At 61.5% G+C, this 23,428-nt stretch carries 23 protein-coding genes; 12 read left to right on the top strand and 11 right to left on the bottom strand.

Translation table 11 applies throughout. From position 1 onward, the window contains the following. Window positions 1-3 precede the first annotated feature (3 nt). The 5 genes from ASD95_RS24485 to ASD95_RS24465 all read right to left on the bottom strand — a co-directional run bounded on the left by ASD95_RS24485 (window position 4) and on the right by ASD95_RS24465 (window position 8,336). A complete protein-coding gene (locus ASD95_RS24485; protein ID WP_156385720.1) occupies window positions 4-3,597 on the bottom strand; it encodes an ATP-binding protein in 3,594 nt (1,197 codons plus the stop codon). A 3-nt stretch (window positions 3,598-3,600) separates the two neighbouring features. Further along, window positions 3,601-4,224, bottom strand: a complete 624-nt coding sequence (locus ASD95_RS24480; RefSeq protein ID WP_056722467.1) for a response regulator transcription factor — start codon at window positions 4,222-4,224, stop codon at window positions 3,601-3,603. A 139-nt stretch (window positions 4,225-4,363) separates the two neighbouring features. Continuing rightward, window positions 4,364-5,473, bottom strand: coding sequence for a class C beta-lactamase (gene ampC, locus ASD95_RS24475; protein WP_442965734.1), 1,110 nt, complete (start codon window positions 5,471-5,473; stop codon window positions 4,364-4,366). A 160-nt stretch (window positions 5,474-5,633) separates the two neighbouring features. Continuing rightward, window positions 5,634-6,977, bottom strand: a complete 1,344-nt coding sequence (gudD, locus tag ASD95_RS24470; RefSeq protein ID WP_056722463.1) for a glucarate dehydratase — start codon at window positions 6,975-6,977, stop codon at window positions 5,634-5,636. Window positions 6,978-6,989: 12 nt separating this feature from the next. After that, window positions 6,990-8,336 carry an MFS transporter gene (locus ASD95_RS24465; protein WP_056722461.1) on the bottom strand — a complete coding sequence of 449 codons (1,347 nt, stop codon included), beginning with the start codon at window positions 8,334-8,336 and terminating at the stop codon, window positions 6,990-6,992. A 280-nt stretch (window positions 8,337-8,616) separates the two neighbouring features. On the opposite strand from ASD95_RS24465, the gene ASD95_RS24460 reads away from it, so the two are divergent. Next, on the top strand, window positions 8,617-9,327 hold the full coding sequence (locus tag ASD95_RS24460) for a FadR/GntR family transcriptional regulator (protein ID WP_056722458.1): 711 nt from the start codon (window positions 8,617-8,619) through the stop codon (window positions 9,325-9,327). Between the two features lie 157 nt (window positions 9,328-9,484). Here ASD95_RS24460 and ASD95_RS24455 read toward each other — a convergent pair whose 3' ends face one another. Further along, a complete protein-coding gene (locus tag ASD95_RS24455; RefSeq protein ID WP_056722456.1) occupies window positions 9,485-10,396 on the bottom strand; it encodes a DMT family transporter in 912 nt (303 codons plus the stop codon). Between the two features lie 96 nt (window positions 10,397-10,492). Here ASD95_RS24455 and ASD95_RS24450 point away from each other — a divergent pair, with 96 nt between their 5' ends. After that, the gene (locus ASD95_RS24450; RefSeq protein ID WP_056722454.1) at window positions 10,493-11,356 is read left to right on the top strand and encodes a LysR family transcriptional regulator; all 864 of its coding nucleotides are present in this window, start codon (window positions 10,493-10,495) and stop codon (window positions 11,354-11,356) included. Between the two features lie 102 nt (window positions 11,357-11,458). Here ASD95_RS24450 and trhP read toward each other — a convergent pair whose 3' ends face one another. Continuing rightward, window positions 11,459-12,784 (bottom strand): prephenate-dependent tRNA uridine(34) hydroxylase TrhP, encoded by a 1,326-nt coding sequence (trhP, locus tag ASD95_RS24445; RefSeq protein ID WP_056722452.1) that lies wholly within the window; start codon window positions 12,782-12,784, stop codon window positions 11,459-11,461. Between the two features lie 164 nt (window positions 12,785-12,948). Between trhP and ASD95_RS24440 the strand changes: the two genes are divergently transcribed. After that, window positions 12,949-14,010 carry an AI-2E family transporter gene (locus ASD95_RS24440; RefSeq protein WP_056722450.1) on the top strand — a complete coding sequence of 354 codons (1,062 nt, stop codon included), beginning with the start codon at window positions 12,949-12,951 and terminating at the stop codon, window positions 14,008-14,010. On the opposite strand, the gene ASD95_RS24435 is transcribed toward ASD95_RS24440, so the two are convergent. The 3 genes from ASD95_RS24435 to ASD95_RS24425 all read right to left on the bottom strand — a co-directional run bounded on the left by ASD95_RS24435 (window position 14,007) and on the right by ASD95_RS24425 (window position 15,118). After that, window positions 14,007-14,198 (bottom strand): hypothetical protein, encoded by a 192-nt coding sequence (locus tag ASD95_RS24435; RefSeq protein WP_056722448.1) that lies wholly within the window; start codon window positions 14,196-14,198, stop codon window positions 14,007-14,009. The two genes, ASD95_RS24440 and ASD95_RS24435, sit on opposite strands and share 4 nt — an antisense overlap. A gap of 115 nt (window positions 14,199-14,313) precedes the next feature. After that, window positions 14,314-14,508 carry a hypothetical protein gene (locus tag ASD95_RS24430; protein WP_056722446.1) on the bottom strand — a complete coding sequence of 65 codons (195 nt, stop codon included), beginning with the start codon at window positions 14,506-14,508 and terminating at the stop codon, window positions 14,314-14,316. 235 nt (window positions 14,509-14,743) lie between these two features. Beyond that, on the bottom strand, window positions 14,744-15,118 hold the full coding sequence (locus ASD95_RS24425; RefSeq protein WP_056722445.1) for a hypothetical protein: 375 nt from the start codon (window positions 15,116-15,118) through the stop codon (window positions 14,744-14,746). 246 nt (window positions 15,119-15,364) lie between these two features. Here ASD95_RS24425 and ASD95_RS24420 point away from each other — a divergent pair, with 246 nt between their 5' ends. Together ASD95_RS24420 and ASD95_RS24415 are read left to right on the top strand one after the other, a co-directional pair. After that, window positions 15,365-16,183 carry a shikimate 5-dehydrogenase gene (locus tag ASD95_RS24420; RefSeq protein ID WP_056722443.1) on the top strand — a complete coding sequence of 273 codons (819 nt, stop codon included), beginning with the start codon at window positions 15,365-15,367 and terminating at the stop codon, window positions 16,181-16,183. Window positions 16,184-16,192: 9 nt separating this feature from the next. Then, window positions 16,193-16,711: a cupin domain-containing protein gene (locus ASD95_RS24415; protein WP_056722441.1), complete on the top strand. Its 519-nt coding sequence runs from the start codon at window positions 16,193-16,195 to the stop codon at window positions 16,709-16,711. Window positions 16,712-16,841: 130 nt separating this feature from the next. On the opposite strand, the gene ASD95_RS24410 is transcribed toward ASD95_RS24415, so the two are convergent. Beyond that, a complete protein-coding gene (locus tag ASD95_RS24410; RefSeq protein WP_056722439.1) occupies window positions 16,842-17,486 on the bottom strand; it encodes a YceH family protein in 645 nt (214 codons plus the stop codon). Window positions 17,487-17,658: 172 nt separating this feature from the next. Here ASD95_RS24410 and ASD95_RS24405 point away from each other — a divergent pair, with 172 nt between their 5' ends. From ASD95_RS24405 to ASD95_RS24375, 7 genes are read left to right on the top strand one after another with little or no spacing between them, the layout of a single operon-like run. Further along, window positions 17,659-18,831, top strand: coding sequence for an acyl-CoA dehydrogenase family protein (locus ASD95_RS24405; RefSeq protein ID WP_056722437.1), 1,173 nt, complete (start codon window positions 17,659-17,661; stop codon window positions 18,829-18,831). Continuing rightward, window positions 18,828-20,021 (top strand): acyl-CoA dehydrogenase family protein, encoded by a 1,194-nt coding sequence (locus ASD95_RS24400; RefSeq protein WP_056722435.1) that lies wholly within the window; start codon window positions 18,828-18,830, stop codon window positions 20,019-20,021. The genes ASD95_RS24405 and ASD95_RS24400 overlap by 4 nt, the downstream gene beginning before the upstream one ends. A 13-nt stretch (window positions 20,022-20,034) precedes the next feature. Next, the gene (locus ASD95_RS24395; RefSeq protein WP_056722434.1) at window positions 20,035-20,817 is read left to right on the top strand and encodes an SDR family oxidoreductase; all 783 of its coding nucleotides are present in this window, start codon (window positions 20,035-20,037) and stop codon (window positions 20,815-20,817) included. Between the two features lie 2 nt (window positions 20,818-20,819). After that, window positions 20,820-21,278: a MaoC family dehydratase gene (locus ASD95_RS24390; RefSeq protein ID WP_056722432.1), complete on the top strand. Its 459-nt coding sequence runs from the start codon at window positions 20,820-20,822 to the stop codon at window positions 21,276-21,278. A 29-nt stretch (window positions 21,279-21,307) separates the two neighbouring features. Beyond that, complete coding sequence (locus tag ASD95_RS24385) at window positions 21,308-22,510, top strand: acetyl-CoA C-acyltransferase (protein ID WP_056722430.1); 1,203 nt, start codon at window positions 21,308-21,310, stop codon at window positions 22,508-22,510. Then, window positions 22,511-22,900: a steroid Delta-isomerase gene (locus ASD95_RS24380; RefSeq protein WP_056722428.1), complete on the top strand. Its 390-nt coding sequence runs from the start codon at window positions 22,511-22,513 to the stop codon at window positions 22,898-22,900. It abuts the gene before it with no gap. Next, complete coding sequence (locus ASD95_RS24375) at window positions 22,897-23,331, top strand: nuclear transport factor 2 family protein (protein WP_056722426.1); 435 nt, start codon at window positions 22,897-22,899, stop codon at window positions 23,329-23,331. The genes ASD95_RS24380 and ASD95_RS24375 overlap by 4 nt, the downstream gene beginning before the upstream one ends. The last annotated feature ends 97 nt before the right edge of the window (window positions 23,332-23,428 follow it).

Here is a 23,428-nt window from a genome sequence, read left to right as displayed (position 1 = left end):
GTCCTACACGCTATCGCTGTCGATGACGCACTGAGTGTGCGTCTGCAGACGCTTCATCTGGCGAGCAAAGGCCTCGAACAAACGATGCACTTCCTGTTGGGTGGTCGTTGCCTCACAACCTGACTCCAGCTGTTCGCAGGCCCTGATCAACGGCGTTGCATGGATGATCCGCGCGCTGCCAAGGATTTTGTGGCAACGCCGGCCCATGGCCCGGAAGTCGCCCGCGCGAAACAGTTCCTGCATGGCGTCGAAATCTTCCTGGTTGGTACGCAGCACGGTCGTCAACAACTGGCGGCTCATCAGCGCATCGCCAGCGGTAATGTCGGTGACCCTGGACAGGTCGAAGCACGGCTCGCTGGCCTGGCGCGTCCGTTCGGACTCGTGCAGGTAACGTTCCAGCGCGCTACGCGTGAGCGGCTTGAACAGGCAAGCGTTCATCCCGGCTTCGAGGCAACGCTGGATTTCCTCTGGCTGGGCATTGGCGGTCAGCCCCACCACATGGGTCGGCGTGCGACCTTCGGCCACTTCGATGGCGCGCAACTGGCGGGTCATCTTGTCGCCGTTGAGCAGCGGCATGCTGCAGTCGGTGATCAGGTAATCGAACCTGTCCTGGCGCCAGAGATTGAAGCCTTCCAGGCCGTTTTCGGCGCAGGTGACACGCAGCCCCAGGGATTCGAGCTGGCGTTGCAATACCACGCGATTGAACTCGTGATCCTCGACAATCAGCACGTAGAGCGGCGGTAGCGGTGGTAATGGCGCGGTATCGATGGGCGAGGGTGCGTCGCCTTCGCTGACGGGTGTCACCTGCAGCGTCAGCGTAAAGCACGAGCCCTGGCCCGGGGTGCTGGTGCAGTCCAGGCGGCCACCCATCAGTTGGGTCAGTTGTTGACAGATGGCCAGGCCCAGACCGGTACCGGTCTGCAATTCGCAGTCCTGGTCGGCGAACTGGGTGTAGGGTTGGAACAGGCGCTGGCGTTGCTGTTCGTCCATGCCGATACCGGTGTCTCGCACCACCAGTTGCAGGTGGGCGAACGGCGTATCGCTGCTCAGACTCAGCTCGACGGTCACCGTACCCTGTGTTGTGAATTTGATGGCATTGCTCACCAGGTTGGACAGGATTTGCCGAAAGCGCAGCGCGTCAAGTTGCACCGTGAGGTCCGGGCCATGACTGACAAACTCCAGTGCGAGGTTTTTCTGTTGGGCGAGGCTGGCGAAACTCTGCAACACCGTGCGCGCCAGGCGTTGCGGGTAGCTGCTGGTGCTGCGCAACTCAAACTGCCCCGACTCGATTTTCGACAGGTCGAGAATCTCGCCAATCAACTCCATCATGCCGTTGGCGGATTTCTGCGCGATGTCGATCAGTCCTGCATCGGCATTCTGTTCGGGCTGATTTTCGCGCAGCAATTCAAGCACGCTCACCAGTGCACTCATGGGCGTGCGAATCTCGTGGCTCATGACCGCCAGGAAATGGCTTTTGCCGCGATTGGCCGATTCGGCCTGTTTCCTGGCCTGGATCAGCGCGTGTTGCAGGTGGTGTTGCTCGGTCAGGTCGATCCAGCCGCCAATGACGCCGGTCATGGTGCCATTGGAATCGCGGTACGGCAGTGCCCAGTGGTAGACGTGGCACTTCTGGCCCTTGACTGTCATGGTGAAGTTGTCGAAGGACGGCTCCCCGCTCTCAAGGGTCGTACGGTGAATCCGCTTGTAATTGTGGGCGTCGTCGAGGGGCAGGATATCGGCTTCGATCAAGCCTTTGTTCAGCACCTGATCCAACTCGACCTGCATCGTTTGCACGTAGGCACGATTGCAGGTCAGCAGCAGGCCTCTGCGGTCGCGGACATAGATCGGGTGCGGTGTGCCGTCCACCAGTACCTTCATGAATTCCAGTTGGTCGTTCAAGGCTTTTTGCGCCTTGAGGCGTTCGGCGATTTGCCGGCGAAGTCCGAAGTTCCAGGCAAGCACCACCAACAGCACCAGCACCATCCCCAGTACTGCCCGAAAGAACCAGTTCTTGTAGGCGCTCCAGCCTCCGTGGCTTTGCTGCGGGTTCTGCCAGCGGCTCGCCAGGCCACTCAATTCATCGGGCGAGATGTCGAGCAACGCCTTGTCGAGGATCGATACCAGTTCGGCGTTCTGTTTGCCGCTGGCAAAGGCGATCAGCGCCGGTTGCGCGCCGAGCACCGAATCGATCTGCAACTGGCCACGGAAGAACCGGTCGATCAGGTAGCCGGCGCCCAGTTGTGGCTGAATCACGCCATCGACCTGACCTTCGGCGAGTAATTCGTAAGTCTCGATCGGTGTATCGACTTCGACCACCTTGATGTCGGGCCATTCGCGCTCCAGCCAGTTGGCCGCCGCGGAATCCTTGATGATCGCCACGGACTGCCCCTTGAGTCGGACCAGGCCCTCATGTTCAGGCTGCACCCGGGTGACCAGCACGAACGGGTTGATCATATAGGGCCGGGAGAACGCCAGCCGTTCCTCGCGCCGGTCACTGTAGGTCAGTGCCGCAATCAGAGCGGGCGGGTCGCGTTCGGTGCGGCGGATCATGGCTTGCACCGAAGAAATCTTGCGCGGGCGGAACACCAGGCCGGTACGATTGTTGATCATCTCCAGCAGATCCGCCGCCATGCCGCGCATCTGATCGTGGGAATCAAACAGGCTGAAGGGCGAATACAGGTCGTTGGCCAGCACTTCGATCTGCGGATGGTCCTTGATCCATTGCTGCTCGGTGGCGGTCAACTGCAAGCGCTTGTAGCCGAGCCCCGGGTTGGCGCCAATGCCCCAGTGGCGGGCAATGACCACGCGTTCCTGGGGCGACAGGGTTGCCAGCGCGCTGTTGAGCAGGGTCAGTAGCCGGGTGTTCTGGCGCTGCATGGCAAAACTGAAGCCCAGGCCTTCGGAATCGCGCTGGACAGTCTGTTTCAGGCTCTGCTGGTAACTGCGTTCGAGCAGGTACTGTGCGGAAATCGCGTCGGTGAGCAGCACCATGCCTTCGCCATAGGCCACCATGCCGAGGCCGTGCTGGGTCGAATCGACGGTTTGCACCGGGTGGTCGGGAAACAGCGAGATTACCCGATCCTGCTGGATCCAGTCCGGATCGAACAGCACCGTGGTTCCCGGCGGCAGTTCATTGTTCATCCAGTGCGTGCCGAAACGGCTGACCAGCACGGCCTGGTCGTAGGCATAGGGTGCGCTCAGGCGCAGGTCGCTGTACTGCGTTTCCAGGTGATTGATCCGCGGCACCAGGTCGATTTCGCCCCGTTGCAAAGCACTCAACGCATCGGCCTGACTGGCATAGCGTTCGACGCGTACACGTACGCCCAAGGCTCGCGCCAGCCAGTCGAGGTAGTCGGCTGAAAGACCTTCGTAGTCCTTTTGGTTGGCAGTGATGTCCAGTGGCGGACGGTCCGGCAGATAAACGCCGGCGCGCAAGACGTCCTTCTGCTCCAGCCACTGACGCTGCGCCGTGTTGAGCGACAGGCTCATGTCGCTCGTGGGCGCACGGCTGAGCAGCGTCAGGGGATCGGCGCAGGCGTTCAGGGCCACCAGTATCAGACCGAGCACTCCCGACAGCCGCAGGACCAGTCGATTCATGGGTCAGGCCAGGTCGTTGCGTTTGGCGAACTCGATCAACTCAAGCAAATTACTGGCATTCAACTTTTGCATCAGGCGGGTCTTGTAGGTACTGATTGTCTTGTTGCTCAACAACATATCGTCGGCGATCTGCTTGTTGCTCAGGCCTTGGGCCAGGCCGTGCAACACCTTGAGTTCGCGCCGGGTAATGCCGCTGAGCAGTTGCACATCGTTGCGGGCGAAATCGCTGTGGCGCACCGACTTGAGCGTACCGACCGGGAACCAGGATTTGCCATTGGCTAGCGCCTTGAGTGCCGTCACGATCTCCACCGGGTCATCGGCCTTCGACAGAAAGCCTGCTGCACCGGCCCGCATGCATTGCGCGGCGTACGACTGGCTTTTCAGCCCCGTGTGAACCAGGACATGAGCCGGACTGCCGCCGATGCGCAGGCGATCGATCACCGCCATGCCATCGAGTTGCGGGATATCCAGGTCGAGCACTATTGCATCGGGTTTGAGCTCGAAGGCCTTGCTCAACGCGTCCACACCGTTGTCGCACTCGCCGACGATGACATGGCCTTCACGGGCCAGAATTATTCCGATCGCCATGCGCACGACAGCGTGGTCATCGACCAACAGCACCTTCATGGATCAATCCTCATGTCCTGTTTCAGCATAGTCCCGCCACCCCCCCAAAGGATTCGGCAGACCTGATGCGTGGCCAGGTGACGCAAAAAAGAGGCGCGAATCCTACTTGGTTTATGTGGGTATGCAAGGCGGGGCGGTCTTACCGGGTAAGGGCGCTCAGAATCTGATGAGCAATCCTGACCCGTTCTGCATTGGGATAATTCTTGTTGGCCAGCATCACAATGCCAATGTCCTTCGATGGCACGTACGCCACGTAAGCCCCAAAACCACCGGTTGAGCCTGTCTTGTTGATCAGCGCGTCCTGCGGCTGTGCTTGTGGCGGGTTCAGCCACTGCACTTCATGGGCCTGCATGGCCATTGGCGTAGAGTTGCCGTCCAGCAGGCGATCCAGTGTGATCGGGTAGCGATACATCTCCCAACCGAGGCCCTGGGTCATACCGCCAACGGTGTAGTAACCGCTATGGGTCAAGGCGATGGCTTGCTGCAATGGTTTTTCCAGAGACGTCGGCTTCATGTTCGCGCCGACGTAGGCCAGCAAGTCAGCGGCACTGGTTTTCACCCCGTACGCCTCGGAATCCAGCGCCCCCGGAGTAACCCGTACCGGTTGGCCGTCCTTGTTGTAGCCCTGGGCGTACAGCGCCATCTGAGCCTGCGGCACGTGCACATAGGTGTGCTTGAGGCCGAGTTTTGGCAGCAGGGTTTTCTCCATCAGGTCATCAAACGGTTGGCCCATGCTTTGCGCGGCGAGGTAGCCGAACAGGCCGAGGCTGGGGTTCGAATACAGTCGGTGGCTGCCGGGAACGTAGAGCGGTTTCCATTGCTTGTAGTAGCTGAGCATTTTGTCGGCCGAATCATATTCAGCGGGGAATTGCAGCGGCAGGCCGCCAGCGCTGTAGGTGCCCAGTTGCAGCACGCTGATCTGGTCGAACGCACTGCCGCGCAAGGCTGGCAGGACCTGGCTGGCCTTGTCCGACAGCGACAGCTTGCCCGTGGCCTGGGCGTAGGCGGCGAGGGTGGCGGTGAAGGTTTTGCTGACGGAGCCGATTTCGAAGAGGGTGTCTTGGGTGACGGGGTTGCCGGCTTCTTTCGAGGCGACGCCATAGTTGAAGTAATGCGCCTGGCCGTTGACGGTGATCGCCACGGCCATGCCGTGAATTCCCTCGGCTTGCATCACCGGCTGTACAGCGGCGTTCACCACTGTCTCGATTTGATCCTGCGCAACGCATTGGCCCGCGGCGAATATCGCCATGCAAGCGGCGATGTTTTTCAGCCTGTCCATGTTGGTTTCATCCGTCGTTGATTCAGTTGCGCGTCATTTTAGGGCGTGAAGCGCCATGCTCCGAGCGCTTTTTAAAATTGGCCGCCAACAGGCGGCCACGCGCAACCTTCGATTCAACGCACTTGCCGATTCAACGCACCAGGCACGGACGCTTGTTATCGAACTTCCAGCCGGGAATCAAAAACTGCATCGCCACGCTGTCATCCCGGGCCCCCAGGCCCATGCCTTTGTACAGTTCATGGGCCTTGGCGACCTGATCCATGTCCAGTTCGACCCCCAGCCCCGGTTTCTGCGGCACCTGCACGCAGCCGTCGACGATTTGCAGCGGGGCCTTGGTCAGGCGTTGGCCGTCCTGCCAGATCCAGTGGGTGTCGATGGCGGTGATCTCGCCCGGCGCGGCTGCCGCGACATGGGTGAACATTGCCAGGGAAATGTCGAAGTGGTTGTTGGAGTGCGAACCCCAGGTCAGGCCCCATTCGTGGCACATCTGCGCCACGCGCACCGAGCCCTGCATGGTCCAGAAGTGCGGGTCGGCCAGGGGAATGTCGACCGACTGCAACTGGATCGCGTGGCCCATCTCCCGCCAGTCGGTGGCGATCATGTTGGTCGCGGTCTTCAGGCCCGTGGCCCGGCGGAACTCGGCCATGACTTCGCGTCCCGAGTAGCCGTTTTCCGCCCCGCACGGGTCTTCGGCATAGGCCAGCACGTGGTGCTGATCGCGGCACAGGCGGATGGCTTCTTTCAGTGACCAGGCGCCATTCGGGTCGAGGGTGATGCGCGCATCGGGGAAGCGCTCGGCGAGGGCCGTGACCGCTTCGATTTCGGCGTCGCCGCTGAGCACACCGCCCTTGAGCTTGAAGTCCTTGAAGCCATATTTGGCGTGAGCCGCCTCAGCCAGGCGCACCACCGCGTCGGCGGTCATGGCTTTCTCGTGCCGCACGCGGAACCAGTCGTTGTCGGCGTCCGGTTCGCTGCGGTAGGCGAGGTCGGTTTCGTTGCGATCGCCGACATAAAACAGATAGCCGAGCATCTTCACTTCATCACGCTGCTGGCCTTCGCCGAGCAGGGCGGCCACCGGTACGTCCAGGTGCTGGCCGAGCAAGTCGAGCAATGCGGCTTCCAGGCCGGTGACGGCGTGAATGGTGATGCGCAGGTCGAAGGTCTGCAAGCCGCGACCACCGGCATCGCGGTCGGCGAAGGTCTGGCGAACCTGATTGAGGATCTTCTGGTAGGTGCCGATTGGGCTGCCGACTACCAGGCTGCGTGCGTCTTCGAGGGTCTGGCGGATGCGCTCGCCCCCCGGCACTTCGCCGACGCCGGTATGGCCGGCGTTGTCCTTGAGGATCACGATGTTGCGAGTGAAAAACGGGCCGTGGGCGCCGCTCAGGTTGAGCAGCATGCCATCGTGGCCGGCCACCGGAACAATCTGCATGCTGGTGATGATCGGGGCCTTGGCGATTTCTTGTGCAGTCATTTTCTTATCCTTTCAGGCGTGACGTGGCGCAGCTTTGGCCGATTCGACGGCAGGCGCGGATTTGGGTTTGTTGCGGGCGGCAAACACGATGATGGCGGCGATGATCGAGGTCGCGGCCAGGCCGTACAGCCCGCCCTGAATGGAGCCGGTGCGTTCTTCCAGCAGGCCGAAAGTGGTCGGCGCAACGAAGCCGCCGAGGTTGCCCACCGAGTTGATCAGTGCGATGACGCCAGCGGCAATGCGCGCATCCAGATAGGCTTGGGGAATCGGCCAGAACAGCGACGAGGCCGATTTGAAGCCCAGTGCGGCAAAGCAGATCGCAACGAAGGCGAAGACCGGCCCGCCGGTGGTGGACATGAACATCCCGGCCGCGGCGATCAGCAGGGCGGTGGCGACCCAGGCTTGCTGGTGTTTCCATTTGGCCGAAAACGAAGCGAAGGCGTACATGCCGACAATCGACAGCAACCACGGAATCGAGTTGAACAGCCCGACTTGGACATCGCTCAGGTCGCCCATCTTCTTGATGATGCTCGGCAGCCAGAAGGTCGCGGCGTAGATGGTCAGCTGGATAAAGAAGTAGATCAGGCAGAACAGGATGATCTGGCGATCCTTGAGCAACTTGCCCAGCGACGGCTTGATCGGCGTGGCGGCTTCCCGGGCCAATTGTTCATCGTCGATGGCCTTGACCAGCGCGTCCTGCTCTTCGCGACTCAGCCATTTGGCGTCATGGGGTCTGGAGTCCAGCCAGAACCAGACGAACACGCACAACCCCACCGAAAACATGCCCTCGATGAAGTACATCCATTGCCAGCCGTGCATGCCCAGGCCGCTGATTTGCAGGAGCAGCCCGGACAGCGGGCCGGAGATCAGCGAAGCAATCGCCGAGCCACTGAGGAAAATCGCAATCGCCTTGCCTCGCTCCACGCCGGGCAACCAGCGGGTGAAGTAGTAGATCACCCCGGGAAAGAACCCGGCTTCGGCCACGCCTAGCAGAAAGCGCAGAATGTAGAAGTGGGTTTCGTTCTGGATGAACGCCATGCCCGCGGCGACCAGGCCCCAGGTCAGCATGATCCGGGTCAGCCAGATACGCGCGCCGACTTTCTGCAGAAGGATGTTGGAGGGCACCTCGAACAGTGCATAACCGATGAAGAACAGACCGGCACCCAGGCCGTAGGCGGCCGCGCCAATGCCCAGGTCGTGTTCCATGTGGGCGCGGACGAAACCGATGTTCACGCGATCAATGTAATTGACGATGAACATGATGACGAACAGCGGCAAGACGTGACGTTTGACTTTGGCGATGGCGGACTTCAGCGCTGGATTGGCGTCGTCGTGCATCCCGGGGATGGATGTATTCACTGCGTTTTCTCCCACTCGTTATTTTTATGCGGGGTGAAGCTGGGTGCTGCGTTGTTGATAGACATCATACAACTAGGTTTTTTCATCTTGCAACCACGTTTATTCAATGAAATGGCGCTTTAGCAGAGGTTTTTTATTCTATTGGTGGTGGCGGATAGCCCTTGAAACGAATCAAAATGGGCTAATTGTTGAGTGTTGTCATACAAGATGGTCGAGATTTTTCAGGATTCCCGTCTGGCGCGGTGCTACGATTCGATAGCCCTGATTTCCGGACACCACCATGCAAGAAGACCTCGAAGTACCCGCTCGCAAGCGCAGCCACAACCTGGCCCATGACCTGGTGGAGAAACTGACCCAGCGCATCCTGCTCGGCCAGATGTTGCCCGGCGACAAGCTACCGTCGGAAAACACCATCGTTCAGGAACACGGGGTCAGTCGCACGGTGGTGCGTGAGGCGATCTCGAAGTTGCAGGCCTCGGGGCTGGTGGAAACCCGGCACGGCATTGGCACGTTCGTGATCGAGCGCGCGCCGGAGCAGGGGCTGCGGCTGAATGTCGATACCGCGTTGGGGGTGCGCAGCATTCTGGAGTTGCGCATGGGTCTGGAAACACAGGCGGCGGCGCTGGCGGCAACGCGCCGTACCGACCTGCAACTGGCGCAGATGCGTGAAGCGCTGGACGACTATCAAAGCCTGCTGGCCAACAACGACAGCTGTGTCGAAGCGGACCGGCGTTTTCATCTGCTGATCGCCGAAGCCACCGGCAACGTTTGCTTCACTGAAATCATGCAGCATCTGGGCAGTGCAATGATCCCGCGCACCCGGGTCAATGCCGCCGAGCGTGGCGCGGTGGACTTGAGCAAGCTCGGCCAGTTGGCCAACCTCGAGCACGAGGCGATTCTCAATGCCATCAAGCGCCAGGACCCGGACGCGGCGCGGGCGGCGATGTGGCTGCACCTGACCAACAGTCGCGACCGGTTTTCGGCTAGCTGAGGTTGTCTGTTCTTCAGTGGCACCGAGTCATCGTTCTTCGCGAGCAAGCCCGCTCCCACAGGGGTTTTATGCATGCCGTAGTGCTTGAGTACGACTCAAAACCTGTGGGAGCGGGCTTGCTCGCGAAGACGTCAGTCCAGGCAGCAAAAAACCTGGATCAGACCCTGACAGCCTTAACAACCAAAGCCCGCCGCTCCAGATTCAGCGCCAGCACACTCGCCGACACCACCAGCCCGCCGACCACGATCATCAATGTCGGCCGCTCACCAAGCGCATAGGATGCAATCACCATCGCCGTCGGCGGCGTCAGATACAGGGTCATCGTCGCCCGGCTCAAATCGACATGCGCCAGCACATAGGCCCAGGCCAGGTACGCCAGGGCGCTGGGGAATATCCCCAGGGCAATCACCGCAAACTGCACGCGCATCGGTGCCAGGGCGACTTGATCTGCCAGGCCGGGCAAGAAAACCAGCAACAGCGCCGTTCCGGACCACACCGTGTAACACACCAGTGTCAGCCCGTCGTAACGTCCGGTGTGATGCTTTTGCAGGGCAAAGTAGAGGCTCCAGGACACCGCCGCCAGCAGGATCAGCAAACCGTGGGCATCAATGCTGCCCAGGCCATGATCGCCCGCCACCACAATCACCACGCCCAACAACCCGAGCAGCACGCATCCCCAGCGCCACAGGCTCACCTGATCCTTGAACACGAAGCGCGCGATCAGCGTGCTGAACAGCGGCGTGGTCTGGGCCAGGACGCTCGAAGCGCCAGCACTGACACCTTGTTGCCCGAAGTTGATCGCCACGTGGTGCAGGCTCACCGCGAAGAAACCCAGACCGAACATCAGCGGCAGATCGCGCAGGCTCGGCAGGCGAATGCCCTTGAACATCGCGACCACCGCCATGAACACAGAAGCCAGCAGGAAGCGCAGGAGCGCCAGGTGCACGGGGTCGTAGGCCTGCAAGCCGATATGGATGCCGGTCGGGGAATAGCCCCAGCACGCCACGACAAACGCCATGGCCAGGATGATTTTCCAGGGGGAAACGGGGGAGGGTGTGAGCGGCTTCATGGTCGTGCACCTGTGGGCGGATGCACCGAGTATCAGAAAGCGGATCGTTCGCCACAACTGACTTATACTGCGCTAATCGTTCACTGTGGGTGATGTATGGAGCTGGCACAGATTCGCATGTTCAAGACCGTGGCCGATGTCGGCAGCATCGCCCGCGCGGCCGAATTACTGCATTGCGTGCCGTCGAACATCACGGCACGGATCAAGGCCCTTGAGGCCGAACTGGGTGTCGCGCTGTTTCTGCGTGAGGGCCGAGGGCTGCGCATCAGCCCGTCGGGGCAAACCTTCCTGGCCTACGCCTCGAAAATTCTTGCCCTCACCGCCGAGGCCAAGCGCGCGGTCGACCCGTCGGCCGAGCCCTCGGGGCCGTTGCGCATCGGTGCCATCGAGTCGTCGGCCACCGGGCGATTGCCGCGCCTGCTGGCGAAATTCCACAAGCGTTTCCCGCAGGTGGCGCTGGAGCTGACCACCGGCTCCTGGGGGCAGTTGCTCGACGACACGCTCAATCACAAGCTCGACGGCGCCATCGTGGCGGTGGATGTCGAGCGTTCACACCTCAAGCGCACGCCGATGTACCGCGAAGAGCTGCTACTGATCGCCTCGACCTCCCTGGGGCCGCTGCGGGACGTCAGCGATCTGCAAGACCAGACCGTGTTCATGTGGCCCCAGGGTTGCCCATACCGGGCGGCGCTGGAGCATTGGTTGTTGCGACAGGGCCAGGCGCTGCCGATTGTCAGCCTGGCCAGTTATGGTGCGATTGTCGGTTGCGTCAGTGCCGGGGCCGGCGTGGCACTGGTGCCCAAGGGCGTGTTCGACCAATACGCCAAAGGCGCCGGCTGTGTGGGGTTTGAATTCCCCGAACTGACCGCCGTCGACAACCTGTTCTACTGGCACGAAAACGCCGGGGTGCACCCGGCGCGTGAAGCGTTTGTGGCGATGCTGCGCGAGGAGTTTGCCTAGGTTCAGGATCAGCCAATGTAGGAGCTGCCGAAGGCCGCGATCTTTTGATCTTGAAAGGCAACGTCAAAAGATCGCAGCCTTCGGCAGCTCCTACAGGGGGGGTTACGGTGTGCCGATATCTCGCATTAGCAGGCCAAAACCCAGATCCACTGCATCCGGTATCGGCAAGTACACCGTATGCCCATCCCCCGGCGCTACCTCGATCCCTTCGCCCCTGGCGTTTTGCAACTGATGCAGATCGAAGTGGAAGTTGCCCTTGGGCGTCATCAGCTCCATGTGATCGCCCAGGCCGAAACGGTTCTTCACCTTGACCTCGGCCAGGCGATCCCGCCGCTGCCCGGTCAGTTCACCGACAAACTGCTGGCGCTCCGAGACCGAGCTGCCGTTCTGGTAGTTCTGGTACTCGTCATGCACATGCCGGCGCAGAAAGCCTTCGGTGTAGCCGCGCTGGGCGAGGGATTCCAGGTCGGTCATCAGGCCGCGGTCGAAGGCCCGGCCCGCCAGCGCATCGTCGATGGCGCGGCGATAAACCTGGGTGGTGCGCGCGCAATAAAAGTGCGATTTGGTCCGGCCTTCGATTTTCAGGGAGTGCACGCCCATGTGGGCCAGGCGTTCGACGTGCTGCACGGCGCGCAGGTCCTTGGCGTTCATGATGTAAGTGCCATGTTCGTCTTCGAAGGCCGGCATCTGTTCGCCGGGACGGTTGGCTTCCTGCAACAGGAACACCTGCCCGGTGGGCGCCCCGATGCCCAGGGTGGGTTCCGGTTGATACTGCTGCACGATCTCGCCGAGAGTGTTTTCTGTGGCCGGTTGCGCCGAATATTTCCAGCGACAGGCATTGGTGCAACTGCCCTGATTGGCGTCACGCTTGTTCATATAGCCCGACAGCAGGCAGCGCCCGGAATAGGCCATGCACAACGCGCCGTGCACGAACACTTCCAGTTCCATGGCCGGCACTTGCTTGCGGATCTCGGCGATTTCTTCCAGGGACAGCTCCCGGGACAGGATGATCCGGCTCAGGCCTTGCTGCTGCCAGAACTCGACGCTCGCCCAGTTCACCGTATTGGCCTGCACCGAAAGGTGGACCGGCATTTGCGGGTAGTGCCGGCGCACCAGCATGATCAGGCCAGGGTCGGACATGATCAGCGCATCCGGGGCCATGGCGATCACCGGTTCAAGGTCCTTGAGGAAGGTCTTGAGCTTGGCGTTGTGCGGCGCGATGTTCACCACCACGTAGAAGCGCTTGCCCTGGGCCTGTGCCTCGCGAATGCCGAGGGCCAGGTTGGCGTGGTCGAATTCATTGTTGCGCACCCGCAGGCTGTAGCGCGGCTGGCCGGCGTACACGGCATCGGCGCCGTAGGCGAAGGCGTAACGCATGTTTTTCAAGGTGCCGGCGGGGGCGAGCAGTTCAGGCGCGGTGAGGTTCATGGCAGTGTCGGTCGCAAAAGCCGCACAGGGTAAATGCCCTGTGCCACGGCTTTATTGACCTGGATCTATGCCTGATCAATAAACTGATGGCACTCGCGCGAGCCGTGGCGGACTAAACATCAAGGCGAAAGTTTTTCGTCCTGACTGACTGGCACGGATCGGACATGAACGAAACGACACTGCAAGACAAATCGCTGACGGTTTTGCTGGTGCTGGTGAGTGCTGCCTTCATCTGGATCCTGCTGCCGTTTTACGGCGCGGTGTTCTGGGCGGTGATCCTCAGCATCGTCTTTGCGCCACTGCAGAGCCGACTGCAACTGAAGTTCGGCTGGCAACGCAACCTCACGACGCTGTGCACATTGAGCATTTGCCTGGTGATCGCGATTCTACCGGTGATCATCATCAGCACCTTGCTGGTCCAGGAGGGGGCGGTACTCTACAAACGCGTCGAGAGCGGTGAACTCGATATCGCCGGGTACGTGTCGCAGCTCAAGCACAGCCTGCCACCGTATTTCCAGTATCTGCTGGATCGCTTCGGCTTGGGCGAGTTGAGCGGGCTGCGGGAGAAAATCGTCAAGAGCGCAATGACCGGTGGGCAGGTGCTGGCCTCCCAGGCGTTCAGTTTCGGCCAGGGCACGTTCGAGTTCATCGTCAGTATCTTCATCATGCTGTACCTGCTGTTTTTCTTCCTGCGCGACGGTGCGGAACTCGCGCGAAAGGTGCGCCAGGCGGTGCCGTTGCAGGAGCAGCAGAAACGCCGATTGCAGCTCAAGTTCAATCGTGTGGTGCGGGCCACTGTGAAAGGCAACCTGTTGGTGGCGATCACCCAAGGCGCGCTGGGCGGTCTGATCTTCTGGTTCCTGGGCATTCCCAGCGTATTGCTCTGGGCGGTGTTGATGGCGTTTCTGTCGCTGCTGCCGGCGGTGGGAGCGGGAATAGTCTGGGTGCCGGTGGCGGTGTTTTTCCTGTTTACCGGGGCGATCTGGAAGGGCGTGGTGCTGGTATTGTTCGGGGTCTTCGTGATCGGGCTGGTGGACAACCTGCTCCGGCCGTTACTGGTGGGCAAGGACACCAGGATGCCGGACTACATGATCCTGATCTCGACCCTCGGCGGCCTGGCGATTTTCGGACTGAACGGCTTTGTCATCGGCCCGTTGATCGCGGCCCTGTTCATGTCGAGCTGGGCCATTTTCATTGAAACCAAACCGCGGGTGCAGCTGCCTTAAGCGCTCAGCCTGCCGGACTGGCCAGTGCCGATGCGTTGCGACAGCTCCTTTGCCGCGGGCAGCGAAGTGAGCGGGCCGCTGATCTGCACGCCGTCCTGCACCAGATACCAGCAGGCGAGCATGCCCAGTTCCCTGAGCTGTGCGGGGACGGCGCTGCCGATAACGGACATGATCTGAACCTTGGACATGACAAGTACCTCCATCAATCTGTGGAGTTACTTTAAGGTCCGGGTGCCTTGAGGGGTAATCAACGCTTTCGATAGTGGTCATTGATGCCGGATGGGGCAAACGACCGTTGGTCGGTCAGTCGACCACCTGATCGAGCATATGAACCACTTCCTGCTCGTTGAGCAGGCCCTTGCGCACCAGGCTTTGCGCCAGCAGCGAGAGAAACTTGGCGCTGCGATGACCTTCCAGGTGCTTGAGTTCGGTCAGTGCGTTGTACACCTTGCCGGAGGTGCACAGACCGACGATGCGGTGCGGGTTTTGCGTGGGCATGTGGTCGTCCTTGTTGTTATCAACCTGTTTTCGACGGACAGCACCGAGCTTGCGGAACTGTCATGACAAAAATATGACCGTTTTTTGCCGCACGGCAGAAAACGGGTCGAGTCCATCTTGCCAACTTCTGCCACGGGCACTGTCCCGATAGCGACCTTGGCGAGATTTATCCAGACCTGTACCGACAAACGGGGATAAAAAAGCCCCGCTGGTTCAGCGGGGCTTGAAGCGTTCGTTACCAGCGACCATGGCCGTGGCCGTAGTAGCCCCGTGGTGGGCCATAGTAACCGCGGGGTGGACCGTAGTAGCCACGGGGTGGGCCGTAGTACACCGGGGCCGGACGGTAGTAGATCGGTTGCTGCACGTAGACCGGGGCCGGCTGGTAGTAAACCGGAGGCGGTGGCGCGTAATAAACCGGCGCGGGCTGGTAGTAGACCGGTTGCGGTGCGACATAGACCGGGCGGTTGGCGTTGATCAGAGCCGAGCCGACGATGGCAGTACCGACGATCGCTCCAAATACCGCGGCGTCATTACCATGACCGGCTTGCGCCTGTCCTGCGATAGCGAGGGTGCCGATCAGCAAGGCTACTGTGGGGACTTTACGGATCATGATAGTTCCTCGGTTCTTCAACCCGGCGCCTGTGTCTGCAATAGACCCAGGGATTGTCGCGGGGATACTTCTAAGACAGCTTTTTTTCGAAAAACAGCACGGCCGCGAGGTAAATTTTGTGTAAGGTCTGTAGCGACTTTTTTACCGACCCGTGTAAGGCCGCGATAACACACTTAAATGATCGATCAGAACCCGATGGAGGGCTAATCCCGTCCATCCGAAAAGTGCATTTGAAGGAGCTTGCCCATGCAGATGAACCCCAACAAAGACACCCAGCTGTGCATGTCCCTTTCAGCACGCCCCGGGAACTTTGGTCTGCGTTTTCACAATCATCTGTATGAACAACTGGGCCTGAATTTTTACTACAAGGCCTTTGCCAGCCAGGACCTGACGGGGGCCGTTGCCGGCATTCGCGCCCTGCGGATTCGTGGCTGTGGCGTGTCGATGCCATTCAAGGAAGCCTGCATTGCCTTGGTGGATGAACTCGACGCGTCTGCCGCCGCCATTCAATCGATCAACACCATCGTCAACACCGACGGTCATCTCAAGGCCTACAACACCGACTACATTGCCGTTGCCCAGTTACTGGAAAAACACCAGGTGCCCAAGGACTCGACCTTTGCCTTGCGCGGCAGTGGAGGCATGGCCAAGGCCGTAGCGAGCGCCTTGCGCGATGGCGGCTATGAAAACGGCGTGATCGTGGCCCGCAACGAGCGCGCCGGACAAGCGCTGGCGCAGTCATTGGGATATGAGTGGCAGGCCGAGCTGGGGAGCCGTCGCCCGCAGATGCTGGTCAACGTTACCCCGATCGGCATGACGGGAGGACCGGAGGCCGAGCAACTGGCTTTTGAGCCTGAAGTGATCGAAAAAGCAGAAACTGTCTTCGATGTGGTGGCGATCCCATCGGAAACACCGCTGATCGTGCGTGCTCGCGCCGAAGGCAAGCGGGTCATCACCGGGCTTGAAGTGATCGCGATCCAGGCGCTGGAGCAATTTGTGCTCTATACCGGTGTACGGCCGACAGACGAGCAATTCCAGAAGGCCGTGGCGTTTGCCCGCAGCTAGGAGGTGTCCATGCATCCCCCCATTCTCAATCTGGACTCAGTCGAACTTGAACCGCTGCCCGAAGCGTTTGCGCCGGGCGGTGAAACCGCCGGGCGCTATCAACAGCGCCTGGCCCGAGTCGGTCAGCAATTGGGGGCGCAAAAGCTGGGTTATCGCCTGTATGCGCTGGAGCCAGGCATGCGCGGCAGCCCGTTCCACAGTCATCGGGTCAATGAGGAAATGTTCTACGTTGTGGCCGGGGAGGGAGAGGTCCGCCTGGGAACCGAACGTTTTCCGATCCGCACCGGTGATGTGATCGCCTGTCCACCGGGCGGGCCTGAAAAGGCGCACCAGATCATCAATACCAGCAACGGCGAGTTGCGGTACCTGGCCGTCAGCACCCAGCAATCACCGGAGATCTGTGAGTACCCGGATTCCGGCAAGTATGCCGTGATGGATGACTTCAAGGTGGATGCCGAGGGTAATGCGTCAGGCTTTGTTGCCGTTGCCCGGCAAGCCGATGGGGTGGATTACTGGGACGGCGAATAGGCGCGAACACCGCCAAACCCCTGTGGGAGCGGGCTTGCTCGCGAAAGCGTCGGCCCATCCGGCATTGATGTGACTGACAGTCCGCCATCGCGAGCAGGCTCGCTCCCACATCGGGATCTCTGTAGCCTGATTACTCGAGCCGAGCCAGCCTTTCTTCCAGGGCAGCAATCCGCGCTTCCAGTTCTTCGATCCGTTCAACCGAAACCCCGCTGCCACCCCGTTCGGTCGGGTTTTGCCGTGCCGCCATGATCGCTTCGATATCCGCCGGGTCGCCCAGGGCGTGTGTATAGCGGTCTTCGCGCTGGCCGGCCTGACGCGCAATCAATACGGCCAGACCACGGGCAATCAGGCGTTCGAGTTGATGCACCACCTGTTCAGTGTCTTCGAATTCATGCATGCGGCCACTGCGGGTCAGCAGTTCATTGACGGTCTGCGGGCCGCGCAGAAACATCAGCCCGGTCAGGATGACCTGTGCCGGTACCAGCTCCAGGGCCTTGTCCACCTTGTGTTCCCAGCGGTCGGCGCGGCTGCCCATCACCAGTCTGGTGAAGCCGCGTCCTTCGAGGGCGCGCAGGCTCTGGCCGACCTGGCCAGGCGTCAGGTTCATCACCGGCTCGCGGCTGGTTTTCTGGTTGCAGGCAATCACCAGGGCATTGAGGGTCAGGGGATAGGTTTCCGGGCTGGTGGCCTGTTTCTCGATCAGCGAACCCAGAATGCGGATTTCCGTACTGTTGAGCCGCGGCTCGTCGAAAGTCGTCTCTTGCTCAGTGCTCATGGTTCTGCATCCTTAGCCGATTCATGTTTTTCACTTGCGTGGGCGCACTTTGACATCGCCCGTTCGGACTAGGCAAGGCTAACGATTCTGCCGCCTCCTGCTGGCGCCAAACTTCATGCTCAAAGGGGTGTTGCGCCACGCGTGCCCCGCCAAACGAGCAGAAGGCGCCGCGATGGAGTTTGCATTCAGCGACGAACAGGAAATGATCCGCGCATCGGCCGAGGGCTTCCTCGCCGATGTCTCGGATTCTGCCGCCGTACGCGCGGCGATGGTCAGTGAACGGGGTTTCGACGAAGCCCTCTGGCAGCGTCTGTGTCAGGAAATGTACTGGCCGGCCATTCATATCCCCGAAACCTATGGTGGCCTGGGCCTCGGCTTTGTCGAGCTGACGATCCTGCTGGAACAGATGGGCCGCCGTTTGCTGTGCTCGCCGTTTTTCGCCACCGCTTGCATGGCCACCCCTGCGCTATTGCTGGCGGCCAATGATGAACAGAAGCAGCGCTGGTTGCCGTCGATTGCCGACGGCAGCGTGACCGCGACCCTGGCGTTCAGCAGTGCCAACGGCTGGTCGGCCGATGATGTCCAGGCAACGGTGGTGGCTGAAGGCGACGGGTTCGTCCTCGACGGTACCCTCAAGCATGTGCTCGACGGCCATGGTGCCGACCTGTTGATCATTGCCGCCCGCCAACCCGCAACCACTGGCGAAACGGGCATCAGCCTGTTTGCCGTGAACGCCGCACGCGCAGGCATCGAACGGCAAATGTTGCCGACCATGGACCAGACTCGGCGTCAGGCGCGGATCCAGCTCAAGGGCCTGTACCTTGAAGCCGACTGCCTGCTGGGTGAACTCGGCAATGGCTGGCCGCACCTTGAACGAGTCCTGCAACTGGCCTGTATCGGCCTGGCTGCCGAGCAGACCGGCGGCGCGCAGCAAGTACTCGACCTCAGCGTGGCCTACATGCTGGAACGCCAGCAGTTCGGTCGCCCGATTGCCAGTTTCCAGGCCCTCAAACACCGCGCCGCCGACATGATGCTGCAAGTCGAATGTGCCCGTTCGGCCAGTTATTACGCCGCATGCGTGGCCCAGGAAGTCCTCGATCCCCAGGGTGATCCCCAAGTCGCGGCCGAACTGCCGCTGGCGGCTGCGCTGGCCAAGGCGCAGTGCTCCGAGACTTACTTCTCTTGTGCGTCCGAATCGATCCAGTTGCATGGCGGCGTCGGTTTCACCTGGGAATACGACCCGCACCTCTACTTCAAGCGCGCCCGTGCCAGCGAGAGTTTCCTCGGGCTGCCGGCCTGGCATCGCGAGCGCATTGCTTCGGTGATTCTGGGAGAGCAGCCATGAAAATCAGTTTCAGCGAGCAGGACGAGTGCTTCCGCCGGGAAGTGGCCGACTGGATGAGCGCCAACCTCTGCGGCGAGTTCGAAGCCCTGCGTTTTCGCGGCGGACCGGGCGACGAGCACATGTTTCCCGAAGAACGAAAAGCTTGGGAGCGCAAGCTCGCCGAAGGCGGCTGGACCTGCGTCGGCTGGGCGCCGGAACATGGCGGGCGTGGCTTGTCGATCACCCAGCAGGTGATCTTCAATGAGGAGTACGCCCGCGCCGGCGGCCCCGGCCGCATGGGCCATATCGGCGAAGGCCTGGCCGGGCCGACCATCGCCGCGTTCGGCACGGTCGAGCAGCAACAGCGCTTTTTGCCGGGGATCGTCAGCGGTACGTCGTTCTGGTGCCAGGGCTATTCAGAGCCGGGCGCCGGTTCCGACCTGGCCAACGTCAAGACCCGCGCAACGCTGGATGAAACCTCCGGCAGCTGGATCATCAATGGCCAGAAAGTCTGGACCTCCCTGGCCCACGAGTCGGACTGGTGTTTTGTCATCGCCCGCACCGAACCAGGCAGCATCGGCCATCGCGGTCTGTCGTTCCTGCTGGTGCCGATGGCCCAGACGGAAATCACCGTACGCCCCATCGAGCAACTGACCGGCACCTCGGAATTCAACGAAGTGTTCTTCGATGATGCCCGCACCGACGCCACCAACATCATCGGCGAGCCGGGCGAAGGCTGGAAGATCGCCATGGCGCTGCTGGGGTTCGAGCGCGGCGTCTCGACCCTCGGCCAGCAGATGCAGTTCCAGAACGAACTCAACGAAATCATCGCCAAGGCCCGCGCCAACGGCGCCGACCGCGACCCGATCCTGCGTCAGCGCCTGGCCGAAGCCTGGAGCGGGCTGCGGATCATGCGCTACAACTCGCTGCGCATGCTCTCGGGTAGCCAGGACGGTTCACTGCGCAAAGAGGCGACCATCTACAAGCTGTTCTGGTCGACCTGGCACGCCAGCCTCGGCAAGTTGGCGATGGACGTCCTCGGCGCCGAGGCGGAATTGCTCGAAGCCGGACCTTACCAACTCACCCGTTTGCAGTCGCTGTACCTGTTCAGCCGCGCCGACACCCTCTACGGCGGCAGCAACGAAATCCAGCGCAACATCATTGCCGAGCGTGCCTTGGGCATGCCCAAAGAGCCGCGTCCGCGCGCCTGAAAGGAGAGAGTTCATGTCTGTACCTCAATATGTTGAAGGTCGCGGCCTGCTGCGCGGCAAGTCGGTACTGATCACCGCCGCCGCAGGTGCCGGGATCGGTTTTTCCGCCGCCGTGCGCGCTGCCGAAGAAGGCTGCCGTGCGTTGATGATCAGCGATATCCACGAAGGCCGGTTGGTCGAGGCGGTGCTGAAGATCCGCGAAACCACCGGGCTGCAACAGGTGTTCGGCCAGGTCTGCAACGTCGCCGACGAAGCCCAGGTGCAGCAGTTGGTCGCCTGCGCCGAGCGTGACCTGCAAGGCGTCGATGTGCTGATCAACAACGCCGGGCTTGGCGGCTCGCGCTTGCTGGTGGACATGGCCGACGAAGAGTGGAATCGGGTCATCGACGTGACGCTCACTGGCACCATGCGCATGACCCGCGCCATGCTGCCGAAAATGATGGAGCGGCGTGCCGGGGTGATCGTCAACAACGCCTCGGTACTGGGCTGGCGCGCGCAGAAAGAACAGGCGCACTACGCCGCCGCCAAGGCCGGGGTGATGGCGCTGACCCGCTGCGCAGCGGTCGAGGCCGCCGACTACGGCATCCGCATCAACGCGGTCAGCCCGAGCATCGCCCTGCACGATTTCCTGCGCAAATCCGCGCCCCAGGCGGTGCTCGATCAACTGGCGGCCAACGAAGCGTTCGGCCGCGCCGCCGAAGTCTGGGAAGTGGCCAACGTGATGATGTTCCTGGCCAGCGACTACAGCTCCTACATGACCGGCGAAGTGTTGTCGGTGTCCAGCCAGAGGGCGTGACCATGCCACGTATTTTCGACACACCGATGGCCTTGTTCGACGCCGTGGGCGAATCACTCGGCGCCAGTGACTGGCTGTTGCTGGAACAGGACCGAATCAACCAGTTCGCCGATGCCACCGGCGATCACCAGTGGATTCACGTCGATCCGCTCAAGGCCGCCAGCGGCCCGTTTGGTACCTGCATCGCCCACGGCTACCTGAGCCTGGCGCTGGTCAATCTGTTCTTGCCGCAGATCGTTGAGGTCCGCGGCCTGGCCATGGGCGTCAATTACGGTTGTGAGCGGGTGCGCTTCCCCTCGGTGGTGCGCGTCGGCTCGCGGGTGCGCGGCAGTGCGCAACTGATCGCGGTCGAGGAAGTGAAAGGCGGCGTGCAGGCGACCATCCGTGTCAGCGTCGAAATCGACGGCGAGGAACGTCCAGGCGTCGTGGTCGACACCATCAGTCGCTATTACCCGGCCTGACCTTCAACAGCATTTTCGAGGAATCCAGCATGAAAGAAGCCGTCATCGTTTCCACCGCCCGCACTCCGATCGGCAAAGCCTTTCGCGGTGCGTTCAATGACACCGAAGCGCCGCAACTGGGCGGCCACGTGGTGCGCGAAGCCGTGCGCCGTGCCGGCATCGAGCCGGGTGAAGTGGACGACGTGATCATCGGCGCCGCGGCGCAGCAGGGTACGCAGTCCTATAACCTGGGCCGCCTGTGCGCGATTGCCGGCGGCTTGCCGGCGTCGGTTGCCGGGATGGCCGTCGAGCGCCAGTGTTCGTCGGGCCTGATGAGTATCGCCATGGCCGCCAAAGGCATCATGTGCGACGAAATCGACATCGCCGTGGCCGGTGGCCTGGAGTCGATTTCCCTGGTGCAGAACAAGCACAAGAACCTGTATCGCAACCAGTCGGCTTCGGTGATTGAGCTGGACCCGCACGCCTATATCCCGATGATCGAAACCGCCGAGATCGTCTCCGCGCGCTACGGCATCTCCCGCGACGAGCAGGACGAATACAGCTATCAGAGCCAGCTGCGCACCGCACAGGCCCAGAGCGCCGGGCGCTTCGACCGCGAGCTGGCGCCGCTGACCAGCCGCAAGGCCCTGTTCGACAAGGCCACCGGCGAAACCCGTTATGAAACCGTCACCTTGCTGCGCGACGAGTGCAACCGCATCGACACCAGTCTCCAGAGCCTGAAAGCGCTGGAGCCGGTATGGCCGGGCGGGCAGTGGAGCGAAAAGGGGCGTTTCATCACCGCCGGCAATGCCTCGCAGTTGTCCGATGGCGCGTCGGCTTCGGTGTTGATGAGCGCGAAAATGGCCGAGAAACGTGGCCTGGAACCGCTGGGGATCTATCGCGGCATGGCTGTCGCCGGCTGCAATTCCGACGAGATGGGCATCGGCCCGGTGTACGCCATCCCCAAGCTGCTCAAGCGCCACGGCCTGACCATGGACCACATCGGCCTCTGGGAGTTGAACGAAGCGTTCGCCTGTCAGGTGCTGTACTGCCGCGACACCCTGGGCATTCCGGCCGAGCGCCTGAACGTCAACGGCGGGGCGATCTCCATCGGCCATCCGTTTGGCATGTCCGGTGCGCGGATGGTTGGTCACGCGTTGGTCGAAGGCCAGCGTCGCGGCTTGCGTTACGTGGTGGTGAGCATGTGCATCGGTGGCGGCATGGGCGCTGCTGCTCTGTTCGAGGTGGTCTGAATGATCAGCGCACAACATATCCAGGCGACCATGGCTCGCTATGTGGAACTGGTGGATGCCAGCGACATCGAGGGCATCCTCGCGCTCTACGCCAAAGACGCCACCGTTGAAGACCCGGTCGGCCAGGCGCCGTTGCAGGGCATCGACGCCATCGCGCGCTTTTACCGTGAAGGACTGGGTGCGATGAAAGTCTCCGCAACCCGCACCGGCCCGGTGCGCGCGACACTCAACGGTTGCGGCGCGATGCCGTTCCGGGTCGACATGGAGTGGGGCGAGCAACCGTGCTCGCTGCATGTGATCGATGTGATGGAGTTCGACGCCGACGGTAAGATCCGCTCGATGAAAGCCTACTGGAGTGAAGTTAACGTCACCGCGCGAGGTGCAGCATGAATCTGGAACAGCGGATCGCCCGCCTGGAAGCGCTGGAGGATATCCGCCAGCTCAAGCATCGCTATCTCAACGCCTGCGACCTCAAGCAGGTCGAGGTGATTGCCGATTGCTTTGCCGAAGGTGCAGTGCTGATCGATTATGGGCCGTTGGGAATCTTCCGCGAGCGCGACAGTTTTGTCGCGCTGTACCGCGAACTGGCTTGCCATGAGCGGGTGATCGACCTGCATCACGGCGCCAACCCGGAAATCGAAGTGCTGAGCGAGGATCAGGCCCAGGGCCGTTGGGCCCTGTGGTATTTCAACCTGGATGGCGAGAGCGGGGCGACGCGGCAATTGGGTGGGTTCTATCAGGACCGTTACCAGCGTATCGCCGGCCAATGGAAGATCGTCGCCACCCGTTTTACCGCTCACTCGGAAGTGGCGCGTTCCTGAAGGCGGCTCACTCCCGAGGTGGCCCCTGTGAGAGCGAGCTTGCTCGCGAAGGCGGCATGTCAGGCAACATCAATGTTGAATGTGCCGGCCTCATCGC

The organism is Pseudomonas sp. Root71 (genome assembly GCF_001429045.1).
Taxonomy (GTDB): domain Bacteria; phylum Pseudomonadota; class Gammaproteobacteria; order Pseudomonadales; family Pseudomonadaceae; genus Aquipseudomonas; species Aquipseudomonas monachiensis.
The sequence above is the reverse complement of the archived record's forward strand: the minus strand, read 5'-3'. Positions and strand labels throughout refer to the sequence as shown.

Excerpts from the sequence above, each read along its gene's own strand:
- ASD95_RS24390 (WP_056722432.1), top strand. The coding sequence starts at position 20,820 with ATGCCACGTATTTTCGACACACCGATGGCCTTGTTCGACGCCGTGGGC.
- ASD95_RS24375 (WP_056722426.1), top strand. The coding sequence starts at position 22,897 with ATGAATCTGGAACAGCGGATCGCCCGCCTGGAAGCGCTGGAGGATATC.
- ASD95_RS24405 (WP_056722437.1), top strand. The coding sequence starts at position 17,659 with ATGGAGTTTGCATTCAGCGACGAACAGGAAATGATCCGCGCATCGGCC.
- ASD95_RS24400 (WP_056722435.1), top strand. The coding sequence starts at position 18,828 with ATGAAAATCAGTTTCAGCGAGCAGGACGAGTGCTTCCGCCGGGAAGTG.
- ASD95_RS24450 (WP_056722454.1), top strand. The coding sequence starts at position 10,493 with ATGGAGCTGGCACAGATTCGCATGTTCAAGACCGTGGCCGATGTCGGC.
- ASD95_RS24410 (WP_056722439.1), bottom strand. The coding sequence starts at position 17,486 with ATGAGCACTGAGCAAGAGACGACTTTCGACGAGCCGCGGCTCAACAGT.
- ASD95_RS24455 (WP_056722456.1), bottom strand. The coding sequence starts at position 10,396 with ATGAAGCCGCTCACACCCTCCCCCGTTTCCCCCTGGAAAATCATCCTG.
- ASD95_RS24460 (WP_056722458.1), top strand. The coding sequence starts at position 8,617 with ATGCAAGAAGACCTCGAAGTACCCGCTCGCAAGCGCAGCCACAACCTG.
- ASD95_RS24395 (WP_056722434.1), top strand. The coding sequence starts at position 20,035 with ATGTCTGTACCTCAATATGTTGAAGGTCGCGGCCTGCTGCGCGGCAAG.
- ASD95_RS24415 (WP_056722441.1), top strand. The coding sequence starts at position 16,193 with ATGCATCCCCCCATTCTCAATCTGGACTCAGTCGAACTTGAACCGCTG.
- ASD95_RS24380 (WP_056722428.1), top strand. The coding sequence starts at position 22,511 with ATGATCAGCGCACAACATATCCAGGCGACCATGGCTCGCTATGTGGAA.
- ASD95_RS24480 (WP_056722467.1), bottom strand. The coding sequence starts at position 4,224 with ATGAAGGTGCTGTTGGTCGATGACCACGCTGTCGTGCGCATGGCGATC.
- ASD95_RS24425 (WP_056722445.1), bottom strand. The coding sequence starts at position 15,118 with ATGATCCGTAAAGTCCCCACAGTAGCCTTGCTGATCGGCACCCTCGCT.
- ASD95_RS24430 (WP_056722446.1), bottom strand. The coding sequence starts at position 14,508 with ATGCCCACGCAAAACCCGCACCGCATCGTCGGTCTGTGCACCTCCGGC.
- gudD (WP_056722463.1), bottom strand. The coding sequence starts at position 6,977 with ATGACTGCACAAGAAATCGCCAAGGCCCCGATCATCACCAGCATGCAG.
- ASD95_RS24385 (WP_056722430.1), top strand. The coding sequence starts at position 21,308 with ATGAAAGAAGCCGTCATCGTTTCCACCGCCCGCACTCCGATCGGCAAA.
- trhP (WP_056722452.1), bottom strand. The coding sequence starts at position 12,784 with ATGAACCTCACCGCGCCTGAACTGCTCGCCCCCGCCGGCACCTTGAAA.
- ampC (WP_442965734.1), bottom strand. The coding sequence starts at position 5,473 with ATGGCGATATTCGCCGCGGGCCAATGCGTTGCGCAGGATCAAATCGAG.
- ASD95_RS24435 (WP_056722448.1), bottom strand. The coding sequence starts at position 14,198 with ATGTCCAAGGTTCAGATCATGTCCGTTATCGGCAGCGCCGTCCCCGCA.
- ASD95_RS24420 (WP_056722443.1), top strand. The coding sequence starts at position 15,365 with ATGCAGATGAACCCCAACAAAGACACCCAGCTGTGCATGTCCCTTTCA.
- ASD95_RS24485 (WP_156385720.1), bottom strand. The coding sequence starts at position 3,597 with ATGAATCGACTGGTCCTGCGGCTGTCGGGAGTGCTCGGTCTGATACTG.
- ASD95_RS24440 (WP_056722450.1), top strand. The coding sequence starts at position 12,949 with ATGAACGAAACGACACTGCAAGACAAATCGCTGACGGTTTTGCTGGTG.